Annotated in this window: 24 protein-coding genes and 1 pseudogene; 15 read left to right on the top strand and 10 right to left on the bottom strand. The window is 66.0% G+C overall.

Annotated features, from left to right (window positions below; all coding sequences use genetic code 11):
* Positions 1-6 precede the first annotated feature (6 nt).
* The 10 genes from phnG to KVX96_RS08905 all read left to right on the top strand — a co-directional run bounded on the left by phnG (position 7) and on the right by KVX96_RS08905 (position 7,768).
* Positions 7-474: a phosphonate C-P lyase system protein PhnG gene (phnG, locus tag KVX96_RS08950; protein ID WP_261194040.1), complete on the top strand. Its 468-nt coding sequence runs from the start codon at positions 7-9 to the stop codon at positions 472-474.
* Positions 474-1,052, top strand: a complete 579-nt coding sequence (phnH, locus tag KVX96_RS08945) for a phosphonate C-P lyase system protein PhnH (protein ID WP_261194039.1) — start codon at positions 474-476, stop codon at positions 1,050-1,052. The genes phnG and phnH overlap by 1 nt, the downstream gene beginning before the upstream one ends.
* Positions 1,052-2,140, top strand: a complete 1,089-nt coding sequence (locus KVX96_RS08940) for a carbon-phosphorus lyase complex subunit PhnI (protein ID WP_261194038.1) — start codon at positions 1,052-1,054, stop codon at positions 2,138-2,140. Before phnH ends, KVX96_RS08940 begins: the two co-directional genes overlap by 1 nt.
* 100 nt (positions 2,141-2,240) lie before the next feature.
* Positions 2,241-3,092, top strand: a complete 852-nt coding sequence (locus KVX96_RS08935) for an alpha-D-ribose 1-methylphosphonate 5-phosphate C-P-lyase PhnJ (protein WP_261194036.1) — start codon at positions 2,241-2,243, stop codon at positions 3,090-3,092.
* On the top strand, positions 3,089-3,859 hold the full coding sequence (gene phnK, locus KVX96_RS08930; RefSeq protein ID WP_261194035.1) for a phosphonate C-P lyase system protein PhnK: 771 nt from the start codon (positions 3,089-3,091) through the stop codon (positions 3,857-3,859). Before KVX96_RS08935 ends, phnK begins: the two co-directional genes overlap by 4 nt.
* Before the next feature lie 4 nt (positions 3,860-3,863).
* The gene (phnL, locus tag KVX96_RS08925; RefSeq protein WP_261194034.1) at positions 3,864-4,547 is read left to right on the top strand and encodes a phosphonate C-P lyase system protein PhnL; all 684 of its coding nucleotides are present in this window, start codon (positions 3,864-3,866) and stop codon (positions 4,545-4,547) included.
* Positions 4,544-5,092, top strand: a complete 549-nt coding sequence (gene phnN, locus KVX96_RS08920; protein ID WP_261194033.1) for a phosphonate metabolism protein/1,5-bisphosphokinase (PRPP-forming) PhnN — start codon at positions 4,544-4,546, stop codon at positions 5,090-5,092. The genes phnL and phnN overlap by 4 nt, the downstream gene beginning before the upstream one ends.
* Before the next feature lie 148 nt (positions 5,093-5,240).
* Positions 5,241-6,425 (top strand): alpha-D-ribose 1-methylphosphonate 5-triphosphate diphosphatase, encoded by a 1,185-nt coding sequence (locus KVX96_RS08915; RefSeq protein ID WP_261194032.1) that lies wholly within the window; start codon positions 5,241-5,243, stop codon positions 6,423-6,425.
* Positions 6,426-6,497: 72 nt separating this feature from the next.
* Entirely contained in the window at positions 6,498-7,313 is an 816-nt protein-coding gene (locus tag KVX96_RS08910; protein WP_261194031.1) for a sugar phosphate isomerase/epimerase family protein, read from the top strand.
* The gene (locus KVX96_RS08905; protein ID WP_261194030.1) at positions 7,310-7,768 is read left to right on the top strand and encodes a GNAT family N-acetyltransferase; all 459 of its coding nucleotides are present in this window, start codon (positions 7,310-7,312) and stop codon (positions 7,766-7,768) included. The genes KVX96_RS08910 and KVX96_RS08905 overlap by 4 nt, the downstream gene beginning before the upstream one ends.
* A 30-nt stretch (positions 7,769-7,798) precedes the next feature.
* Here the strand turns inward: KVX96_RS08905 and KVX96_RS08900 are convergent, their stop codons facing one another.
* Positions 7,799-8,449: a hypothetical protein gene (locus tag KVX96_RS08900; RefSeq protein WP_261194029.1), complete on the bottom strand. Its 651-nt coding sequence runs from the start codon at positions 8,447-8,449 to the stop codon at positions 7,799-7,801.
* A gap of 269 nt (positions 8,450-8,718) precedes the next feature.
* On the opposite strand from KVX96_RS08900, the gene KVX96_RS08895 reads away from it, so the two are divergent.
* Positions 8,719-9,279, top strand: coding sequence for a MarR family winged helix-turn-helix transcriptional regulator (locus KVX96_RS08895; protein ID WP_261194028.1), 561 nt, complete (start codon positions 8,719-8,721; stop codon positions 9,277-9,279).
* A 34-nt stretch (positions 9,280-9,313) separates the two neighbouring features.
* Here KVX96_RS08895 and KVX96_RS08890 read toward each other — a convergent pair.
* Positions 9,314-9,694: pseudogene (locus KVX96_RS08890) on the bottom strand (carboxymuconolactone decarboxylase family protein).
* 237 nt (positions 9,695-9,931) lie between these two features.
* Between KVX96_RS08890 and KVX96_RS08885 the strand changes: the two are divergent.
* A complete protein-coding gene (locus tag KVX96_RS08885) occupies positions 9,932-10,429 on the top strand; it encodes an NUDIX hydrolase (protein WP_261194027.1) in 498 nt (165 codons plus the stop codon).
* A gap of 139 nt (positions 10,430-10,568) precedes the next feature.
* Complete coding sequence (locus KVX96_RS08880) at positions 10,569-11,069, top strand: NUDIX hydrolase (RefSeq protein ID WP_261194025.1); 501 nt, start codon at positions 10,569-10,571, stop codon at positions 11,067-11,069.
* A gap of 38 nt (positions 11,070-11,107) precedes the next feature.
* Here KVX96_RS08880 and KVX96_RS08875 read toward each other — a convergent pair whose 3' ends face one another.
* Complete coding sequence (locus KVX96_RS08875; RefSeq protein WP_261194024.1) at positions 11,108-12,592, bottom strand: inorganic phosphate transporter; 1,485 nt, start codon at positions 12,590-12,592, stop codon at positions 11,108-11,110.
* 175 nt (positions 12,593-12,767) lie between these two features.
* Here KVX96_RS08875 and KVX96_RS08870 point away from each other — a divergent pair, with 175 nt between their 5' ends.
* Complete coding sequence (locus KVX96_RS08870; protein ID WP_261195411.1) at positions 12,768-13,154, top strand: metallopeptidase family protein; 387 nt, start codon at positions 12,768-12,770, stop codon at positions 13,152-13,154.
* Positions 13,155-13,298: 144 nt separating this feature from the next.
* Here the strand turns inward: KVX96_RS08870 and iolB are convergent, their stop codons facing one another.
* The 4 genes from iolB to KVX96_RS08850 all read right to left on the bottom strand — a co-directional run bounded on the left by iolB (position 13,299) and on the right by KVX96_RS08850 (position 17,060).
* On the bottom strand, positions 13,299-14,093 hold the full coding sequence (gene iolB / locus KVX96_RS08865) for a 5-deoxy-glucuronate isomerase (protein WP_261194023.1): 795 nt from the start codon (positions 14,091-14,093) through the stop codon (positions 13,299-13,301).
* The gene (locus KVX96_RS08860; RefSeq protein WP_261194022.1) at positions 14,093-14,887 is read right to left on the bottom strand and encodes an ATP-binding cassette domain-containing protein; all 795 of its coding nucleotides are present in this window, start codon (positions 14,885-14,887) and stop codon (positions 14,093-14,095) included. Before KVX96_RS08860 ends, iolB begins: the two co-directional genes overlap by 1 nt.
* Before the next feature lies 1 nt (position 14,888).
* On the bottom strand, positions 14,889-16,004 hold the full coding sequence (locus tag KVX96_RS08855) for an ABC transporter permease (RefSeq protein ID WP_261194021.1): 1,116 nt from the start codon (positions 16,002-16,004) through the stop codon (positions 14,889-14,891).
* A 108-nt stretch (positions 16,005-16,112) separates the two neighbouring features.
* Positions 16,113-17,060, bottom strand: coding sequence for a sugar ABC transporter substrate-binding protein (locus tag KVX96_RS08850; RefSeq protein WP_261194020.1), 948 nt, complete (start codon positions 17,058-17,060; stop codon positions 16,113-16,115).
* A gap of 202 nt (positions 17,061-17,262) precedes the next feature.
* Here KVX96_RS08850 and KVX96_RS08845 point away from each other — a divergent pair, with 202 nt between their 5' ends.
* Positions 17,263-18,264 (top strand): LacI family DNA-binding transcriptional regulator, encoded by a 1,002-nt coding sequence (locus KVX96_RS08845; protein ID WP_314733103.1) that lies wholly within the window; start codon positions 17,263-17,265, stop codon positions 18,262-18,264.
* Positions 18,265-18,361: 97 nt separating this feature from the next.
* On the opposite strand, the gene KVX96_RS08840 is transcribed toward KVX96_RS08845, so the two are convergent.
* The 3 genes from KVX96_RS08840 to KVX96_RS08830 are packed head-to-tail and all read right to left on the bottom strand — an operon-like array spanning position 18,362 to position 21,536.
* On the bottom strand, positions 18,362-19,492 hold the full coding sequence (locus KVX96_RS08840) for a Gfo/Idh/MocA family protein (protein ID WP_261194018.1): 1,131 nt from the start codon (positions 19,490-19,492) through the stop codon (positions 18,362-18,364).
* A gap of 12 nt (positions 19,493-19,504) precedes the next feature.
* A complete protein-coding gene (locus KVX96_RS08835; RefSeq protein ID WP_261194017.1) occupies positions 19,505-20,395 on the bottom strand; it encodes a sugar phosphate isomerase/epimerase family protein in 891 nt (296 codons plus the stop codon).
* 13 nt (positions 20,396-20,408) lie between these two features.
* The gene (locus KVX96_RS08830) at positions 20,409-21,536 is read right to left on the bottom strand and encodes a Gfo/Idh/MocA family protein (protein WP_261194015.1); all 1,128 of its coding nucleotides are present in this window, start codon (positions 21,534-21,536) and stop codon (positions 20,409-20,411) included.
* Positions 21,537-21,553 lie beyond the last annotated feature (17 nt).

Below are 21,553 nucleotides of genomic sequence, written 5' to 3'. Positions count from 1 at the left end.
GTCTAGATGCTGGACACCCCCTCAGATCTTCCTCCCGAAGCCACCGCACGCCGGGGCTGGATGGGGCTGCTGGCCAAGGCCCCCACGGGCCGGGTGGCAGAGCTGCTCGCCGCCCTCGGCCCTCGCCCCGCCACCACTTGGTTGCGCGCGCCGGAAAGCGGCAGCGTGATGGTCCGGGGGCGCGCAGGCGGCACCGGCGCAGCCTTCAACCTTGGCGAGATGACGATCACCCGCTGCGCCCTGCGCCTGCCCTGCGGCACCGTGGGCCACGCCTATATCCAGGGCCGCTCCAAGCCCTGCGCTGAAGCCGCCGCACTGGTGGATGCGCTGATGCAGACGGATCAGGCCCCGAAAGTAGAGGCCGCCGTGCTGGCCCCCCTGCGCGCCGAAGCGCACAGCCGCCGCGCCCGCCGCGCCGCAAAAGCCGAAGCGACGAAAGTGGATTTCTTCACCATGGTGCGGGGAGACGACTGATGCAGAGCCCTGCCCTTGAAGGCGGTTTCCCCGATCCCGCCCGCGACGCCGCCATCGCCTTTCGCGCCGTGATGGAGGCCATCGCCCGCCCCGGCACGCTACAACGCCTCACCGGCGCCACCCCGCCCGCGCCGCTGTCGCCAGCAGCCGGCGCGCTTCTTCTGACGCTTTGTGACACCGAAACGCCGATCCACCTTGCAGGCGACTACGACTGTGACGCCATCCGCACATGGCTCGCCTTCCACACTGGCGCGCCCCTCGTGGGGCCTTCCGCCTGCAGCTTCGCCCTAGGCACATGGGAGGCGCTGATGCCGCTGTCCCAATACAGGATCGGTACCGCGCAATACCCGGACCGCTCCGCCACGCTGATCGTGGAGATGGAGGCGCTGGCCCCTGAAGGCAGCCAGCTCTCCGGCCCCGGCATCAAGCACCGCGCCGCGCTCTCGCTGCCCGATCCGCAGGCGCTGGTGGCGAACGCGCAGGCCTTCCCGCTCGGGCTCGACTTTTTCTTCACCTGCGGCGATCAGGTGGCGGGCCTGCCGCGCTCCACCAAGATCCACCTTGAGGAGGCGCTCTGATGTATGTGGCTGTCAAAGGCGGCGAACGTGCCATCGAGAATGCCCACAGCTGGCTGGCCGAGGAACGCCGGGGCGATCCTTCGGTGCTCGAGCTATCCGTGGCCCAGATCCGCGAGCAGATGAGCCTCGCGGTGCATCGGGTGATGGCGGAGGGCTCGCTCTATGATCCCGATCTGGCCGCGCTGGCCATCAAACAGGCGCGGGGCGATCTGATCGAGGCGATCTTCCTGATCCGCGCCTATCGCACCACCCTGCCCCGCTTCGGGGCCTCCAATCCGGTGGAAACGAGCGACATGGCCTGCGACCGGCGCATCTCGGCCACCTTCAAGGATCTGCCCGGCGGGCAGGTTCTGGGGCCGACCTTCGATTACACCCACCGCCTGCTGGAGTTCAAACTCGCCGCCGAAGGCACGCCCGCTGAGGCCCCCAAGCGGGAGGCCGCCCCCGCCCCCAAGCCGCGCGTCACCGATTTCCTGAACCGCGAGGGGCTGATCGAGGAAGCCCCGCGCATGGATGCCACGCCCCCGGATCTGACCCGCGAACCGCTCGAAATGCCCGCTGAACGCGCCCTGCGCCTGCAGGCATTGGCGCGGGCGGATGAGGGGTTCACCCTGTCTCTGGCCTATTCCACCCAGCGCGGCTACGCGCGCAACCATGCCTTCGTGGGCGAATTGCGCATCGGTGCGGTGCCGGTGGAAATGGAGATCCCGGAGCTGGGCTTTGCCGTGGAGATCGGCGAGATCACCCTCACAGAATGTGAGACGGTCAACCAGTTCAAGGGCTCCAAAACCGAGCCGCCGCAGTTCACGCGCGGCTATGGGCTGGTGTTTGGCCAGAGCGAGCGCAAGGCGATCTCCATGGCGCTGGTGGACCGGGCGCTGCGCTGGGAAGAACTGGGCGAAGACGATCAGGGCGCGCCCGCGCAGGATGCGGAATTTGTGCTGTACCACGCCGACAACATCCAGGCGACGGGCTTTCTGGAGCACATCAAGCTGCCTCATTACGTGGATTTCCAGAGCGAGCTGGAGCTGGTGCGCAAGCTGCGCCGCGAGGCCGGGGTCGACGCCCTTCCGGAGGCGGCGGAATGAAGACACAACGATTGAAAAACGGCCCGTCGATGGGGCGGCGGCCTGTCGGCCTTTATGCCGCCCCCGTATGCCAAACGCCCAGCTCTGAAAGCGCCCGGACATGACCGAGTACAATTTCGCCTATCTCGACGAGCAGACCAAGCGGATGATCCGCCGCGCGATCCTCAAGGGGCTCGCCATTCCCGGCTATCAGGTGCCCTTCGCCAGCCGCGAAATGCCCATGCCTTACGGCTGGGGCACCGGCGGGGTGCAGGTCTCGGCGGCCGTACTCACGCCGGAAGATCGCTTCAAGGTGATCGATCAGGGCGCCGATGACACCACCAACGCCCTCTCCATCCGCCAGTTCTTCGAGCGCACCGCGCAGGTGGCCACCACCACTCGCACCGAAGAGGCCAGCGTGATCCAGACGCGCCACCGCATCCCCGAAGCGCCGCTCACCGAGGGGCAGATCCTTGTCTATCAGGTGCCGATCCCCGAACCCCTGCGCTTTCTGGAGCCGCGCGAAAGCGAGACGCGCAAGATGCACGCGCTGGAGGAATACGGGCTGATGCATGTGAAGCTCTACGAGGACATCAGCCGCCACGGCCATATCGCCACCGCCTATGCCTATCCGGTGAAGGTGGAGGGGCGCTATGTGATGGACCCTTCCCCAATCCCGAAGTTCGACAACCCCAAGCTCTCCGGCATGGCGGCGATCCAGCTTTTCGGCGCGGGCCGCGAGCAGCGCATCTATGTGCTGCCCCCCTACACTGGGGCCGTGAGCCTTGATTTCGAAGATCACCCCTTCGAGCCCAGCAAGGCCGATCACCCTTGCGCGCTCTGCGGCTCCGAAACCAGCTATCTGGACGAGGTGATCGTGGATGACGCGGGCGGGCGCATGTTCGTCTGCTCGGATACGGATTATTGCGAGGCCCGGCAGGCGCAGGGCCATCGCGGAAAGGACGCCGCATGACCCCGCTTCTCTCGGTTCAGGGCCTCACCAAACGCTACGGCGCCCATATCGGCTGTGCCGATGTGGGGTTCGATCTCTACCCCGGCGAGGTGATGGGCATCGTCGGCGAAAGCGGCTCGGGCAAATCCACCCTGCTGAATTGCATGGCCGGCCATCTGGCCCCCGATCAGGGGCAAGTGCTGTTTGACACCCGCAACGAGGGCCTGCGCGATACCGTCACCATGAGCGAGCCCGAGCGCCGGATGCTGGCGCGCACCGATTGGGCCTTCGTGCACCAACATGCGCGCGACGGCCTGCGCATGGGGGTTTCGGCCGGTGGAAACGTGGGCGAGCGGCTGATGGCCGTGGGCGCGCGCAATTACGGCTCCATCCGCGACACCGCGCAGGATTGGCTCACGCGGGTGGAGATCGACGCCGCCCGCATCGACGACCGCCCCACCACCTTCTCCGGCGGCATGCAGCAGCGCCTGCAGATCGCGCGCAACCTCGTCACCGGCCCACGCCTCGTGTTCATGGACGAACCCACCGGCGGGCTCGATGTATCGGTGCAGGCGCGCCTGCTAGATCTGCTGCGCGGTCTCGTGCGCGACATGGGGCTGTCGGCGATCATCGTCACCCATGATCTGGCCGTGGTGCGGCTGCTGGCTGATCGGCTCATGGTGATGAAATCAGGCCATGTGGTGGAGGCCGGGCTCACCGATCAGGTGCTGGATGACCCCCAGCACGCCTATACCCAGCTGCTTGTCAGCTCTGTTTTGCAGGTGTGATGCGATGATCGCTCTTCAGAATGTCTCCAAATCCTTCACCCTGCACAATCAGGGCGCGGCGGTGATCGAGGTCATGCGCGGTGTGTCCTTCTCGGTGGAGGCCGGCGAATGCGTGGCGCTCACCGGGGCCTCGGGCGCGGGGAAATCCACGCTGATGCGGATGATCTACGGCAACTACCGCGCCCAAGGCGGCGTGATCGATGTGGCGGGCACCGATGTGGCCCGCGCCGCCCCGCGCGAGGTGATCGCGCTTCGCCGCGAAACGCTGGGCTACGTCAGCCAGTTCCTGCGCGTGGTGCCCCGCGTGCCGACGCTGCAGGTCGTGGCCGAGCCGCTGCGCGCCCTTGGCGTGCCGCAGGAGCAAGCGGAGGCCCGCGCTCGCGATCTGCTCGCCCGGCTCAACATCCCCGAGCGGCTCTGGGGGCTCTCGCCCACCACCTTCTCCGGCGGCGAGCAGCAGCGTGTGAACATCGCGCGCGGCTTTGCCCATGCCTATCCGGCGCTGCTGCTGGATGAACCCACCGCCAGCCTTGATGCCGCCAACCGCGCCGTGGTGCTGGGCCTCGTTGAGGAGGCCAAGGCGCGCGGCGCGGCGATCATCGGCATCTTCCACGACGAAGCCGCCCGCGCGCGGCTCTGCGAGCGCGAGATCGACGTCTCCCGCTTCACCCCGGGGCTGGTGGCATGAGCGCGGCGGGCCGTTTCATCGCCGTCGTCGGCCCCTCGGGCGTGGGCAAGGACAGCCTGATCGACGCCCTGAGCCAAGCGCGCCCCCAAATGCGCCGCGTGCGCCGGGCGATCACCCGCCCTGCCGAAGCGGGCGGCGAGGCCCATCTGCCGCGCACGCCGGAAGGTTTCGCGCAAGCTGCCGAGGCCGGGGCCTTCTGCCTGCAGTGGCACGCCCACGGATTGAGCTATGGCATCCCGGCGGATGTGCAGGGCGATCTGGCGCGCGGAGTGGATTGCATCGCCAATCTTTCGCGCGGACAGCTCACCCATGCCGCGCGGGCCTTTCCCCGGCTTATCGTGCTCCATATCACCGCCTCCCCCGAGGTGCTGGCGGCACGGCTCGCAGGCCGGGGCCGCGAAAGCGCCGCCCAGATCGCAAGCCGCTTGGCGCAGGCCGAAAAACCTCTGCCCGAGGGGCTCTCGACGCACCGCATCTGCAATGACGGCCCGTTGCAGGAGGCCTTGGCCGCAGCACTCACCGCGCTTTCGCCGGTGCAGGCATGAGCCGCACCGCGCCCCTCTTCGGCTGGTTGCCGCCGCCCTGTGCCAAAAACACGGGCCAAATCGCCCCTCTCCGGGTTAGCCTGCGCCGAGGCGGGCCTGCCAAACCACCATCCGAGCCGAACAGGCCCCGCAAACACGAGTACCCAAGATGAATTCGCCTTTCACCCCCGCCCCTGCCAGCCCCGTTCAGGAGGCCCCGGCCCTCACGCTCGCCAACGCGCAACTCGTGCTGCCCGACCGCGTGCTGCACGGCGCGATCACCTGCGAGAACGGCCAGATCACCGCGATCACCGAGGGCGATGCCGTGCCCGCCGGGGCGCTGAATTGCGGCGGCGATTACGTCATGCCCGGCCTCGTGGAGCTGCACACCGACAACCTTGAGCGCCATATCGAGCCGCGCCCCGAGGTCGACTGGCCCCACCTGCCCGCGCTCATCGCCCACGACGCCGAACTGGCCTCCACCGGGATCACCACGGTGTTTGACGCCCTGCGCGTGGGCTCGATCCATTCGCGCAACGGAGGCTACAAGGAATACGCCCGCCATCTGGCCGACGAGCTTCTGGCGGCCCGCGCGGCCGGGCAGTTCAAGATCAGCCACTTCCTGCACCTGCGGGCCGAGATCTGCTCGGAAACGCTGCTGGAGGAGCTCGCCAAATTCGGCCCCGAGGATCGCGTCGGCATCGTCAGCCTGATGGATCACACGCCGGGGCAGCGCCAATTCCGCGATCTGACCGCGCTCAAGACCTATGTCACCAAGAAGCGCAATTTCTCCGATCAGGATTTCGTGGAGCATGTGGAAAAGCTGAAAGCTCTGCGCGCGCGGCTTGGGGCCAAACATGAAGTCGGCGCGGTGGCCGAGGCCAAACGCCTTGGCGCGGTCCTGGCGAGCCACGATGACACCACCGCCGAACAGGTCTCTGCCTCGCGCGCCAGCGGCGTGGGCTTTGCCGAGTTTCCCACCACGCGCGAAGCCGCGCAGGCCTGCCGCGAAGAGGGTATCGCCGTGATGATGGGCGCGCCGAACCTGATCCGGGGCGGCTCGCATTCCGGCAACGTGGCCGCGCAGGAGCTGGCCGAGGCCGGGCTGCTGGACATCGTCTCCTCCGACTACGTCCCGGCGGCGCTGTTGCTCTCGGCCTTCCGGCTGGCCGCCCTTTGGGAGGATCTGCCCCGCGCCGTGCGCTGCGTCACCCTGAACCCGGCCAAAGCCACCGGCCTCACCGATCGCGGCGCGCTGGCACCGGGCCTGCGGGCCGACATGATCCGCGTGGCCAAGGCGGGCGACGTGCCGCTGCTGCGCGGCGTCTGGGCGCAGGGCGCGCGGGTGAGCTAGGCTGCCTCGCTTCGCGCAAGCGTCACATCCAACACTTATGAGGGCATGAACCCTTCTGAAAAGGAGTGCCCCATGGCCCCCCTCAAAATCGGTGCCGCCCTTGATCTGGCGGACCTCCCGGCCCATCGCGATTGGCTTTTCGAGGCCGATCGCGATGTCGAAATTCAGGACTTCATCGCCTATGAAACCCTTTCCAGCGGCTTTGAGGATTTTATCAGCGCTGCGAAGGAAGCGCTTGACGGCCACAGCGGCCGGCGCGGCATCCACGGCCCCTTCGAGGGGCTCGATATCGACAATAAGGATCCGGAGCTGCGCCCGATCATCACCGCGCGCTTTCTGAAAGCGATGGAGGCAGCCGAGCGCATCGGCGCGCGCCAGATGGTGCTGCATTCGCCCTATACGCTCTGGTATCAGAACAACCTCTACGCCAGCCCCACCTATGCCGAAGACAAGCTCGCTCGCATTCACGAGGTGCTTGCCCCCGTGGTGAAAAGCGGGGAGGACACCGGCGTGCAAATCGTGATCGAGAACATCTACGATGCTCGCCCCGAGACCCGGCGCGCCATGGTGGAAAGCTTCGCCTCCCCCGCCATCGCGCTTTCGGTTGACACCGGCCACGCCCAGATCGCGCGGCGGATGTCAGGCGGGCCGACGGTGGAGGATGTGCTGCGCGATGCAGGTGGTCAATTGGCCCATGTGCACCTGCAGGATCTCGACGGCCACGCCGATCGCCACTGGGCGCCCGGTGACGGCGAGATCGAATGGCACGGCGTGTTCCGCGCGCTCGCCGATTGCACCTCCACCCCCCATCTGGTGCTGGAACTGCGCGCTGCCGCTGATATCCCGAAGGGCTTTGCCTACTTGCGCGATCAGGGGCTCGCGCAGTGACACAAGAGCGGCGGTTTCGGGCGGCCAAGCCCGGGGATGCCGCTTTTATTCTGGATCTGGAACGCACCGGCATGGAGGCCTATGCCGTGGCGCTCTGGGGCCAATGGCGCCCCTCGGCCACGCTTGAGACGCTGTCGCTTGCGGGGCATCGGATCCTGCAGGCAGGGGCGCGGGACGTGGGATGCCTCGCCCTTTGGGAAGATCCCAGCTGCCTCTTCGTCAAGAAACTTTACATCGCGCCAGAGGCACGCGGGCGTGGCCACGGGGCCTGGGCGCTGACCCAGTTGACAGCCGAGGCGCAGGCCCGGGGCCTTCCGATCCGGCTCAACGTGCTGGTCACGAACCCGGCTCTGCGGTTTTACCGGCGCGAAGGTTTCCGGGTCTGCGCGCGCAGCCCCGAGAGGATCACCTGCGACTGGCAGCCCGGCGCGGGCGAAGCCATCCGGCGCGTTTGAGCGCAGATGCCTTCGCCCTGAGGGTTCGGCCTAGTCGACGCGGCCCGGCAGGCTCAGATCGCCCGAGGCGATGTCGAACACATCGGTGACGCAGAGCAGCGGCGCGTGGAGATCGCCGTTCACCCGCAGCGCCGCCGTCACGCCATCGAAGGCGGCCCCTTCTGCCCCGCCCGCCACAACGGCGTTCACCGTGATTTCCGGCCCGTCGAACACCGGCGTGTAGCCCGGGCTGTCCAGCAACACCGGCACCCCCGGCCATGTCAGCGGCAGCGGCGGGGTCGTGCCTTCGGGGATGTCCTTCACCGCCAGCGCGCCTACCCCGCATTCGGGCGTCGGGGCCAGAACGACCCAATGGCTGTGCCAGACCCCGCCATCATTGCCGGTGTCGCCATCGCGGTTTTCGTCAAACAGCGGGGTGTCGTCGAAATCCGGGTGGCTGGTGGCCGCCATGGCATGGATCCCGGCCCCGGCCTCAAAGCCCACGACGGAGGGGTCCAGCGAGGTCGGCCAGACGTAGGACCAGACGCGCGCGCCAGCGAGGCCACCCCCGGCTTGCGGAATGTCCGCGCCCGCCGTGCCGTGGGTTGTCATGTGGAAGGTGACGGTATGGCCCGTGCGGTGCACATGGGCGGCGAGAATGTCGAAGGCGGCGGGCTGCGCCGGGTCGGCGGCAGACTGCACCGCCCCGGCCTGATGCACCGCATGATGGGCATGGCCCGCCGCGCCGCCCCCGGCCTAAGCGGCCGTGGTGGCAAGGGCTGTGGCCGCAGCGAGGCAAAACGCGCGTGGGTAGAAAGAACGAGACATCGGTTTCTCCAAATCAAAGGTTAGGATGCGCCTAACTAGTAGCGAGTCGCTATCTTTAATCAAGAGGTAATTTCGACTCGACACCAAAACCCTTTTCCGTTTCACTCAGCGCAGACCAAAACCGCCAGACACCAGGACGCCCGATGACACACCACGGCCCAAACCCGACAGCGCAGGAGCTGCGTAGCCTGATCGAACGCATTGCGCGGGTGATGGCCTCCGAGGAATGGGCGGAGGATCTGAACCCCGCCCAAAGCGCCGCCCTTGGCTATCTTGCGCGCGCCAACCGCTTCTCGCGGAAGCCTTCCGTGGTGGCCGAATACCTTGGTACAACCCGCGGCACCGCCTCCCAGACGCTGAAAGCGCTGGACCGCAAAGGGCTCGTCGCGGAAGAGGCGGACCCGTCGGACAGGCGCAGCATCAGCTACAGTGTCACGCCGAAGGGGCAGGAGATGCTCGCCCGGCAGCGGGGGTTTGACGCCGCCGTGAGCGCCTTGCCGGAACCGGCGGCGCAAGCGCTTGGCGAAGCACTCGCAGCGCTGGCCCGCAGCATGCTGGAGGCCCGCGAGATGCGCGGCTTTGGCCTCTGCGCCACCTGCCGCCACCATGAAACCACTGCCGCCGGGCCACGTTGCGGGCTGCTGAACGTCGCGCTCTCGGCGCAGGACGCCAGCGAGATCTGCGTGGACCACAGCGCCCGCTGACCGGGGCATCGCCCAACAAAACAGAGGGCTCAGTTCAGCCCTCCTCAAGCACCTTGCGCGCCACGCGGAAGCACTCCAGCGCCATCGGCACGCCGCAGTAGATCCCGACCACATGGATGATCGCGCGGATTTCCTCGCGACTGACGCCGTTGGTCACTGCGCCCCGGCAGTGGATTTCCCACTCGTGCATCCGCCCCAGCGCGCCGATCATGGCGAGGTTCATCATCGAGCGCGTTTTCGCGTCGATCACCTCGTCGCCCCAGCCAAAGCCCCAGCACCAGGCCGTCATGGCCTCCTGAAAAGGCCGCGTGAACTCATTCGCCGCGGCGAGGTTCTACTCGACATACTCAGCGCCCAGCGTCGCCTTGCGCTGCGCCAGCCCTTTCAGGAACAGATCCTCATCAAAACCACTCATCGGCGGCCCTCCCTGCTGTTAGCGGGGCGCTTCGGGCTGGTGATCCGATCCCAACCTTTGAGAGCCCGTGACAGAGTTTAGACAGCTCATAGACCCGACGGCCAGAGCGGGCTGCGCGGGGCGCAAGCGCCGTACCGCCACTGCGCGCAACCACGGCCCGCTCTGTGGCTTGCACCCGCCCGTCCCTCTACCTAAGTTGGCGCGCAATTCTCCCACCGGCAGGCTGTCGCGCAGATTATGAACAAGAAAAAGATCAGCAGGCTGAAGAAAGCCGGCAAGGGCCGTCAGGTCGCCGCTCTTCCTGTGCGCTGGACAGAGGATGGCAAGCTGGAGATCCTGCTCGTCACCTCCCGCGACACGGGCCGCTGGGTGTTGCCCAAGGGCTGGCGGATGGACGGCAAATCCGATCATCAGGCGGCCTCGATCGAGGCCCATGAGGAAGCCGGGGCGCGCGGGTATATCCACAAGGAGCCGCTGGGCAAGTTCCGCTACCGCAAGCAGCTTGAGGACGGCCACCACCTGCCCACCGATGTGCAAGTCTACCCCATGGTTGTCGAGACGCTCGACAAGACGTGGAAAGAGGATGGCGAGCGCAAGCGGAAGTGGTTTTCCGTCAAGCAGGCCGCCAAGCTAGTCCACGAAGACCAGCTTTCCGACCTGATGCGAATGCTCAAACGCAAGCCCAAGAAGCAAAAGGCCCTGCGCACACGCGCCAAGAAGAACAAGCCGCTCTGAGGGCCGCGCCAGGGGGGGGGCGCTGCGTCACAAAAGGCTTGTCGGGGCGGCGGCCTCTCCGCTAGCGTTTTCACCAAGGCCGCAGCCCCGCCACGGGCGGCGGTTCTGGCACGATCCGGCAAACTCTGGGGCAGGCACCATGGCCAAGGACACATCCGGCAAGAAGGCCCTGAAAAAGGCTGAAAAGAAGAAGAAAAGGAAGGCCGAAAAGCGCGCCCTGCAGGTGGCTGCGCTGCCGATCCGCACGACGAAATCCGGCAAGGTGAAGGTTCTGATGGTCACCACCCGTGACAGCGGGCGGTGGGTGATTCCGAAGGGCTGGCAGATGAAGGGCGAAACGCCCTGGGCCGCCGCCCATATCGAAGCGCAGGAAGAAGCCGGCGCGCTGGGGCTGATCTGTCCGCAATCCCTTGGCAGTTTCCACTACCGAAAGCGCCTGCGCGGCGGGCGCAAGCTGCGCGCACGGGTGCGGGTCTACCCGCTGCTGGTGGAAGAGCTGATGGCGAACTGGAAGGAAAGCGGGCAGCGCAAGCGCAAGTGGTTCTCGGTGAAGGCCGCTGCTAAACGCGTGCGCGAGGACGAGCTGGCCGCCCTTCTGGCCCAGCTCGGGCGCGACGCCGAAACGGCCCGCGCCCGCTAAGTATTACCAGCCCCCGCCGGTAGCGGAGGCCGGTGGGTTTAGCCGACGATGAACTGGATCAGGAAAAACAGCATCGCCGAAAGGATCGCTGCGGCAGGCACCGTGATCACCCAGGCCGCCGCGATTGTCAGCAGGTGGCTGCGGCGCACGAGCTTGCGGCGCTGGCGTTCGCCCTTGGCCGGGGCGGGCACCTCGGGGATGTCCACACGCGCCTGAATGATGCGGCGCTCGGCGTACCATTCCCGGAACAGACCCACGCCGAAGATGCCGCCCACCGCGATATGGGTGGAGGACACCGGCAGGCCCAGCCAGCTGGCCACGATCACCGTGATTGCCGCCGAAAGCGCCACGCAGAAGGCGCGCATCGGGTTGAGTTTGGTGATCTGGCTGCCCACGAGGCGGATCAGCTTGGGCCCGAAGAGGAACAGCCCGAAGGAAATCCCGAAGGCCCCGATCAGCATGACCCAGAAGGGAATGCTGATGGCCGCATCAAGCCCGCCCGCCTGTGAGGCGTGCACAATAGCGGCCAGCGGCCCCACCGCATTGGCCACGTCGTTTGCGCCATGGGCGAAGCTGAGGAAGGCCGCGGAGACAACGAGCGGGATACCAAAGAGTGTTTTCAGCGATTTGTTGCGGTTCTCCAGCCCCTCGGACTGCCGCCGGATCACCGGACGCAAGATCTGCCAGGCGATCAGCCCCACCACGGCACCGATCAGCAGCGCGGTGCCAAAGTCGATCTTGATCAGCTTCTTGATGCCTTTCAGCGCCAGATAGGTCGTGAAGGCCCCGGCCATGATCCCCACCAGCACCGGCACCCAGCGGCGGGCGGCGGCGATCTTGTCGTCCTGGTAGATGATGCGTTCCTTGATGAACCACAGGAAACCGGCTGCGATCAAGCCGCCAAGCGCGGGCGAGATCACCCAGCTGGCGGCAATCGCGGCCATCGTGGGCCAGTTCACTGCCGCAAACCCCGCCGAGGCGATGCCAGCGCCCATCACTCCGCCCACGACCGAATGCGTGGTGGAGACCGGCGCGCCGATCCATGTGGCGAGGTTCACCCAAAGCGCCGCAGAAAGAAGCGCCGCCATCATTGCCCAGATGAACACCTGCGGCGAGCCCGCCGCCTCGGGATCGACAATCCCCTTGGCCACGGTCGAGACAACGTCCCCCCCAGCTATCAATGCACCGGCGCTTTCGAAAACGACGGCGATCAGGATCGCGCCGCCCATGGAAAGCGCATTGGCGCCCACGGCGGGGCCCATGTTGTTGGCCACGTCGTTGGCCCCGATGTTGAGCGCCATGTAAGCGCCGAACACGGCGGCGATGGCGATCACGACGCCGCTCGTGGTGCCGCCCATCATCATCGCGGCCAGCAGCCCGGCCAGAACGATGAACACCAGAGCAATGCCCGGCGCCACCATGGGGCGCGCCACATAGCCCATGGCCGTCTCGGCCGCATTCAGCCGCCCGAGATCGCGGTCCAGCGTCTCAAGGTGGCCCGGATCGAATTTGTTGTCCGACATCTCTGTCCCCGGTCTATCGGTTTTCATTTTGCCGCAGGAATAGGCGGTTTTGCCCTGTCACACAATCTTCGTGAAACCTTCATCCGCAATTCATCGCCACGTTACAAATCTCGATTTCCCGCCTTCAGGCAGAAGGGCGCTTCCCTTGACCGGCGGCAGCGGCCATACCTCCCCCATGCAGATCGATCTGGATTACTTCGAGCGCACCGCGCGCGCCACGCTGGCCACCCTGCCCGCCCCGTTTCAGGCCGCCGCCCAAGCGGTGCGGCTGCATGTGGCCGACTGGCCCGAGCCCGATATGCTGCGCGATCTGGGTATCCAGGATCCGCTGGATCTGACAGGGCTCTACGAGGGCGTCCCGATCACCGAGAAAAGCGTGGAGGACATCGCGCCGATGCCCGATGTCGTGTGGATCTTCCGCGAGCCCATTCTGGACGAATGGCGCAGCCGGGGCGATGTGGCGCTGGACGATCTGATCGCCCATGTGGTGGTGCATGAGTTCGCCCACCATTTCGGCTGGAGCGACGATGAAATCGCCGCCATCGATCCGTGGTGGGAATAGCCCGCTGGCAGGCCGCCTACGGTGAAAAGCCGGGAGTGCCCCGCACAAAGCCCCACAAAAAAATGCCGGACCGTTGGGGGCGGCCCGGCAGGTGCGCGACAGCCCGCAGGCTGTTGATCCGCGTGTGGAGGAGTGCGCGCGGCCTCAGCCCATATGGGCAAAGGCCGGGTGCATCTGGAAACGCCAGTTCCGGCGCGGGCCGGCCATGACGTTAAGGTAGTACATCTCGACCCCGTAGGGCGCGGCGCAGGGGTGATGGCCGCGCGGCACCAGAACCACGTCCTGATCCGAAACCGCCATGGTTTCATCGAGGCTCAGATCATCGGTGAACACCCGCTGCACGCCAAAGCAATCCGGCGGGTTGAGCCGGTGGTAGTAGGTCTCTTCCAGATAGGTGATGCGCGGGAAATCATCCTCGTCATGGCGGTGCGGCGGATAGGAGGACCAGTTGCCCGCCGGCGTGAAGACCTCCGTCACCAGCAGGCTCTCGGCCACATCGCGCCCCTCCATGGCGATGTTGTTGATGTAGCGGGTGTTGGCCCCCTCCCCGCGGGTTTCAAGCGTGATGCCCGCAGGCCCCAGCACTTGCGCGGCGCGGCCCGGTTTGGCCGGTGCGCTGCACACCGCAAGCGTACAGCCCGTGGTTGCTGTCGCCGCCCAGTCCGCCCCGGCAGGCACATAGAGGCAATGGGGCGCGAGGCGTTCGAAAACGTCCATCCGCTCCCCCATCTCGCCGAAGTCCTGTCCATCGGCGGTGAGCTGCGCGCGGCCCTCGACAAGCACGAGGATCGCCTCGCGCCCGTCAAGCTGGCCGCTGGCCTCTTCCCCGGCGGCGAGCCGCCAGAGATCGAAACCCACATAGCCCCAGCCCGCCGCCTCTGGCGTGATCGCATGGGTGCGCCCGGTTTGGCCCAAGGGCTTGCGCAAGAGGTCCGCCATCAGACGGTCCCGCCCAGCGAGCCTTCCAGCGCCACCATCTCCTGCCCGCCGGCCATCATGTCCTGCAGCTCTTCAGGCGTGATCTGGCCGCGCTGCGCGGTGCCCAGCGTCTGGCCCCGGTTCAGCACGGTGAAGCGATCCCCCACCGCAAGCGCGTGGCGCACGTTGTGGGTGATGAACACCACCGCGATGCCCTGCTTGCGCACCTTGTCGATGGTGGCGAGCACATTGGCCGTCTGGCGCACGCCGAGGGCCGAGGTCGGCTCATCAAGGATCAGCACCTTCGCGCCGAAATGCACCGCGCGGGCGATGGCCACCGTCTGGCGTTCGCCGCCCGAGAGCGTGCCGACCGCCTGATCGGGGCCGCGCAGGTTGATGCCCATGGCGCGCATCTCCTGCATCGTCACTTGATCGGCGTAGGCGTGATCGAAGAAGGGGATGCCGAAGCGCTTCTTCACCGGCTCATTGCCCATGAAGAAGTTCCGGCTCACCGACATCAGCGGGATCATTGCCAGATGCTGGTGCACCGTCGCAATTCCCGCCGCGATCGCGTCGCGCGGATCCTCGAAATGCATCGGCTTGCCTTCGAACACGATCTCGCCGTGGGTGGGCTTGTGCACGCCCGACATCGTCTTGATGAAGGTGGATTTCCCGGCGCCATTGTCGCCCAAAAGGCAGTGGCACTCGCCCGGATAGATCTCCACCGAGACGCCCGCCAGCGCGATCACGCTGCCGAAATGCTTCTCGATGTTCTTCATCTCGATGATGGGCGCATGGGTTGTTCGCGTGTTCATCTCAGCGCTCCCCCGTGATCATGCGGCGAATGTAGGTGTTCAGAACCACAGCCCCCAGAAGGATCAGGCCAAGGAAGACCCGGAACAGCGAGCTTTCCACCCCGGCGAAGAACAGCCCCTGCTGCACCACGCCGAAGATCAGCGCCCCAAGGGCGGCCCCGATCACAGAGCCATAGCCCCCCGTCAGCAATGCGCCGCCGATGACCACGGCGATGATGGCCTCAAACTCCTTCAGAAGGCCCCGGTCCGCGCCCGCAGAGCCGAACTCCATCACCTGACAGGTGGCGAAAACGGTCGCGCAGAAGGCGGTGAACATGAACATCAGGATCTTGACCTTGTTCACCGGCACACCGGAATTGCGCGCGGCCTCGGCATCGCCGCCGGAGGCGAAGATCCAGTTGCCAAAGCGCGTGCGTGTCAGAAGGATATGGCCGAAGATGATCAGGATCAGTGCCCAGACCACGAGCATCGGCAGCCCATCGACCACCGGTTCGCCCTGGCGGTTGCCGCGGGTGAAGGTCTCGATCACGCCGATGTCGCCCAGCCATTGGAAGAACCCCGTCAGGATCTTGCCGCCGAAGATCGGCGCGAGCCAATCGCCTTCCGCCGCGTCCCGAATGCCGCCGATGATGGTTTTGCTCTCCAGCGTCTGCGGGATGTAAATGGTGAAGCCGCGCAGGATGAAAAGGAAGGCCAGCGTGACGATGAAGCTCGGCAGGCCCGTGCGGATCACGATCCAGCCGTTGAGCGCGCCGATGGCCACGGCGATGGCGAAGGAAATCAGGATGGCGATCCACATCGGCCAGCCCAGCACCACGCCAAAGACGGCGATCATCATGCCGGAGAAGCCGATCATGGAGCCCACCGAAAGATCGAACTCGCCCGCGATCATCAAAAGGCAGGCGCCCACAGCGATGATCATGAATTGGGCCGAAACCAGCGTCCAGTTCATGATGCCCTGCGGGGCGAACATGCCGCTGCTGGAGGCGGTGAGCATAAAGAAGACGAACACGATCACGGTGCCACAGATCCCGCCCAGCTCGGGGCGGATCAGCGCCCGACGCCAGGCAGGGATGGCCTTGACCCGTTCGTCCTCGTTCGTGGCCAGATCAGCCATCTCGAGTCCTTTCGGTAGGAATGTATCGTGGGGTGGATGCGGGGGGCCACATGGCGCGGCCCGCCCCTATCGTGGGGGCACCGCCTTACCCGGCGGCGCCCGGTATTATCAGCGGAACTCGCCCGCGAACATCTCGACCTTGGTCAGCCCGTCAGCGGTGACGAAGCCGGGGCCGGAGTTGATGTTGTTGCCCGGCAGCACGCCGTAGCGATCCCAGTTCGCCAGAACGACGACCGGCAGGTAGGCCTGCAGGAAGGGCTGCTGGTCGATGCCCCACATGATAGTACCGTCTTTGATGCCCTTCACGATCTCCTCGCCAAGGTCAAAGGTGCCGAAGTGGATATCGCCCGCGATGCCCATTTCGTTCAGCGCCGCGATCGTCGGATCAGCCGAGACAGGGCCCAGCGTCAGGATGCCGTCTACGTCTTCATTGGCGGAGAGATAGGCCATGACCTTGTTCTTGATCTCGGCCGGGTCGGTGCCGGAATCCATCATCGCGTCGCCCAGCTCGATGCCAAGCCCGTCGGCGTAGCCGCGGCAGCGCTCGCCCACGGTGGGCTGCTGGATGGCGTGGTTCACGCAGAGGAACTTGGTGACGCCCTCGCCCTTGGCACGCTGGCCAGCGGCAAAACCGGCGTCGTACTCGGGCTGGCCCACATACATCAGCGCGCCCACTTCGCGGGCCTGCTCCGGGGTGCCGGTGTTCATGATGATCACGTCGATGCCCTGATCGACCGCGTTCATGATCGGGCCCTTGAGCACGTCGAAATCGGCGAGCGTCGTGATGATGCCATCGGGCTGCGAGGCGGCGGCCTGCTCGATGATGCGCGCCATGTCGGCGATGTCGCCCGTCGGCGGGTTGCGGTACTCGACCTCGACGCCCACCTGCTCCCCGGCCAGCGCGATGCCGTTCTTGATGGTGTTCCACCAGGTGTCGGAATCCGGCGCGTGGCTCACGAGCACGTATTTCTCGCCCTCGGCAGAGGCCACCGTGCCACCGGCCAGCGTCGCGGCAGCAACGGCGGTGACGGCCAGTGTCTTAACGAATGTCTTCATTATGTCCTCCCAAACATGTCAAAGGGCCCTTTACGGGCCGGTCCGGTGGCGGGTGCCTACCCGCTTCACCTCACGTCAAACCCTACGCCCGAATCGAATTTTTTGCAACCGGTTGCAAATACCCATTTCACAATTTCTCCTGACCCTGCCCGCCCCTTGCGCTATAGGGAGGGAAAGAAACCGGGCAGAAAGGCGGGGCTTCATGGCCGTCACACTCAAGGATGTTGCTGAAAAGGCTGGCGTTTCCCGCTCCGCCGTCTCGCGCACCTTCACCGAGGGGGCCTCGGTTTCGGCCCGCACCCGCGCCAAGGTCGAGAAAGCCGCCAGCGAGTTGGGTTACAGCCCCAACGCGCTGGCCTCCTCGCTCACCACGGGGCGCACCAAGCTGATCGGGCTTGTGTCGGACAACTTCCACAACCCTATTTTTCTTGAGGTTTTTGATCGCTTCACCCGTGGCCTGCAAGAGCGCGGCCTGCGCCCCCTGCTCGTAAACCTCTCCAATGAAACCGATCCCGAAACCTCGATCCGGATGCTGCGGCAATACTCGGTGGACGGGGTGATCGTGGCCTCCTCCACCCTGCCCCCGAGCTTTGCAGAGGGCTTCAAGACAGCTGGCGTGCCGGTGGTGCATTCCTTCGGGCGGTTTTCCACCAGCCCCAACGTCCATGTGGTGGGGATCGACAACGTCGCCTGCGGGCGCATGGCCGCCGAAACGCTGATGGCGCGGGGCTACAAGCGCGTGGCCTTCCTGGGCGGCCCGGAAACCGCGACCTCCACACAAGACCGGGCGCGCGGCTTCTTCGGCGCGTTGCGCGAGCACCCAGAGGTCGAGGTCTCCATGAGCTACGCGAGTGCCTATTCCTTTGACGCAGGCCGCGTGGAGATGATCAAGCGGCTGATGGAGGATCCAGCAGAGGCCTATTTCTGCGGCGACGACGTGCTCTCCATCGGCGCGCTGAGCGCGATCCGGGAGTCGGGCCTTCGCGTGCCGCAGGATGTGGGCGTGATCGGGCTCAATGACATGGAAATGGCGGGCTGGCAGAACATCGATCTCACCACGATCCGCCAGCCCATCGCCGAGATCATCGGCGCGTCGATCGAGCTGGTGGTCGGCACCATCGAGCGCCCCGACCGCCACCCCGAAACGCGGCTTTTCCCGTGCCGCGTGGTTGAGCGGGGCACGTTGCGGCAACTGGTGATTTGACCCTACTGGCCTGTCGCGCCAGCGACAGGCACGCGTCCGCCCGCCCCACGGCGGGCGCGTTCCGCGCCCACCCGGTCGGACGCTTACCGCTCAAACCTCAGCGCAGCATCGGCGGGCGGGCGTCCACCCATGTCCCCCGACCTTTCGCAGACTCCACGCAGGCATGCACCGCCGCCATGGAGCGCAGGCCGTCTTCAGCCCCCGGCAGCCCATCGCGGCTTTCGCCCCGGATCACGGCCGCCAGATCGAGGTAGATATTGGCCACCGCCAGCGGGAAGCCTTCGGGATGCGCAATCGCCACCCGGCTCAGCCGCCCGGCCTCATCCGACAGCCCCGCCTCGCCCTTCTCCATGATCTGCGTGCGCCCGTTCAGCGGCGTGTAATAGACCTGATTGGGCTGCTCCGAGGCCCAGCGGAGCCCGCCTGTCTCGCCGAACACCTGAATGTCGAACCCGTGCTGGCGGCCAATCGCCACCGAAGAGGACCACAGCCGCCCCACGGTGCCGCCCTCCATGCGGAAGTTGACCATCGCGTCATCCTCCAGCACGCGCGACGGGATCGTGGAGGCGAAATCCGCCGAAAGCTCGCGCACCTGATCGCCGGTGATGAAGCTCGCCATATGCAGCGCGTGGATGCCGCAATCGGCAAACTGCCCCGACACGCCCGCCATCGCCGGATCATAGCGCCAGCGCACGCGCGGATTGTCGGCCTGCGCCGCATCGCCGTGGTGGCCGTGGCTGAAGTTCGTCACCACGAGCCGCACCTTGCCGATCTCACCCTTGCGCACCATCTCACGCATCTCGCGCACCATCGGATAGGCCGAATAGCAGTAGTTCACCGCGCAGATCTTGCCCGTCTTGCGGGCCACTTTCAGGATCTCCTCGCCCTCTTCCACCGTCATCGTCATCGGCTTTTCGCAGAGCACGTGGAAGCCCGCTTCCAGAAACGCCTTGGTGATCTCGAAATGTGTGGAGTTCGGCGTGGCGACCGTCACCAGATCGACCTTGTCGTCCCGGCTCCGCTCACCGTCCAGCATCTCCTGCCAATTGCCATAGGCCCGGTCCGCCGCCACGCCGAGGCGCTGCGCGTAGGCCTTGCCGCGCGCCGCATCCACGTCCAGCGCGCCGGCGGCGAGGGTGAAATTGCCATCGGCCTGCGCGCCCAAGCGGTGCGCCGGGCCGATTTGGGAGCCTTCGCCTCCCCCGATCATTCCCCAGTTGAGCTTCATCCTGTAACCCTCTTAAAAACCTATGCTTTCCAGATACTCGCGGTTGGCGCGCGCATCCGTGATGGGGGAGACGTCCAGCGTCGGATCGCAATCCTGCTCCACGGTGCACCAGCCTTCAAAGCCAGCGTCCAGCAGGATCTGGCGGACCTGCGGGAAATCCACATCACCCTGCCCGAGGTTGCAGAAGATCCCTTGCCCGCAGGCGTCGTAGAACCCGGTGCCTTTCGCGATCACATCCGCTTTCACTTTCGGGTCGATGTCTTTGAAATGCATGTAGGAAATGCGATTCACATGGCGCTTCATGAAGGCCACCGGATCGAAGCCCGCATAGGAGTGGTGGCCGGTGTCAAAGCAGATTTTCAGGATGTCCTCGGGCACCTCGTTCAGCAGGCGCTCAAGTTCGGGCTCGAAATCCATGAAACCGGCCGCATGGGCGTGGATGCCCACGGTGAGGCCATACTCCTGCGCGCCGATCCTGGCCACATGGGCGATGCGATCGCGGAAAGCGGCCCATTCCTCCGGGCCCATCTGCTCGGCGGCCTCGGCGCGGCCCGCCGTGAGGGCGCGGCGCGGGGAGATGGAATCGATCAGAACAAGGTGCTGTGCGCCATGGGCGACGAGCGCCTTGCAGGTGCGCACCGCGCCGTCAAGCACGTCATCCCATTGATTTTCATCATGAAACGCACGAAAAACTACGCCGCCGATCAGCGTGAGATCATGCTCGGCCAGCGCTTCGGCCAGCACCGCCGGGTCCTCCGGCATATAGCCCACGGGGCCCAGTTCGATGCCTTTGTAGCCGGCATCGGCACAGTCTTTCAGCACCTGCCGCCAGGGCGGGTTGCGAGGATCATTGGCGAATTCGACACCCCAGGAACAGGGCGCATTGCCGATGCGGATCGTCATGAGCGGGAACCTTTCACGCTTGTGGGACGGTGTGCCAGCGGCCATCAGAGGCCGAGGCGAAGGCGGTTTCGATGACACGGGCCACGGCGAGCCCTTCGCGGAACGTCGGCCAGACGGGCGCACCCGTTGCAATGGCCTCCAGAAAATCCCGCGCCTCGATGATGATCTGATCCTGATAGCCGGTGCCATGCCCCGGCCCCTGACAAAATGGCAGGTAATCGGGGTGAGCCGGGCCCGTCAGAATCTTTGTGAAGCCGCGCGTGGCCTCAGGCCCTTCCGCGCGGTAGAGCCAGATCGCGTTCTGATCCTCCTGATCAAAGCGGATCGCGCCTTTTGTGCCATGGATTTCATAAGCATAGCCCATCTTGCGCCCCGTGGCGACGCGGCTGAAAAACAGATGCCCCGAAGCGCCATTGGCAAAGCGCACCATCATCTGGCCCTGATCGTCATTGTCCACTTGCATCGGGCCATCCGCGCCGGGGCGCGTTGGGTGAACGGTCTCGATCTGGGCGCTGAGCGTGGTGATCTCGCCCATCAGCGCGCGGGCGCAGTTGATCATATGGGGGGCAAGATCGCCCATCGTGCCATTGGCCCGCCCCCGGCAGCGCCAGTTGGCCTCGGCTTGCGCATCGGCGAGGAAATCCTCGGTGTGCTCGCCCCGGAACCAGACGACATCGCCAATCGCGCCCTCGGCCAGCAGATCGCGCACGAAGCGCGTGGCGGGGGTGCGCACGTAGTTGAAACCGATCATATTGGGCAGGCCAGCCTCTTCGGCAGCGGCCACCATGGCCTCGGCATCGGCGATGGAGGCCCCCAGCGGCTTTTCACAGAACACGGGCTTCCCAGCGGCAAAGGCGGCCTCGGCAATCGCGCGGTGGGTGGTTTGTGGGGAAGCGATCACCACGGCCTCCACAGCTGGATCGGCCACCAGCGCCTGCCAGTCAGTGGCGGCGCGGGCAAAGCCGAAGGCCCGCCGGTAAGATTCCGCCGATTCGGGAGAGCCAGCCGCGATCACCTCCAACCGAGGCCGCAGCGCGGTGTCAAACACCGCCCCCACGGCCGAAAACGCCACCGCATGGGCCTTGCCCATATAGCCGCCGCCGATGAGGCCGATTCCGATCTCTTTTCGCTGCTCTGGCATCCGCGCTCTCCCTCGCC

This window comes from Pseudoruegeria sp. SHC-113, from assembly GCF_025376885.1.
In the GTDB taxonomy this organism is placed as follows: Bacteria; Pseudomonadota; Alphaproteobacteria; order Rhodobacterales; family Rhodobacteraceae; genus Pseudoruegeria.
This window is presented reverse-complemented; position numbering and strand designations above follow the sequence as displayed.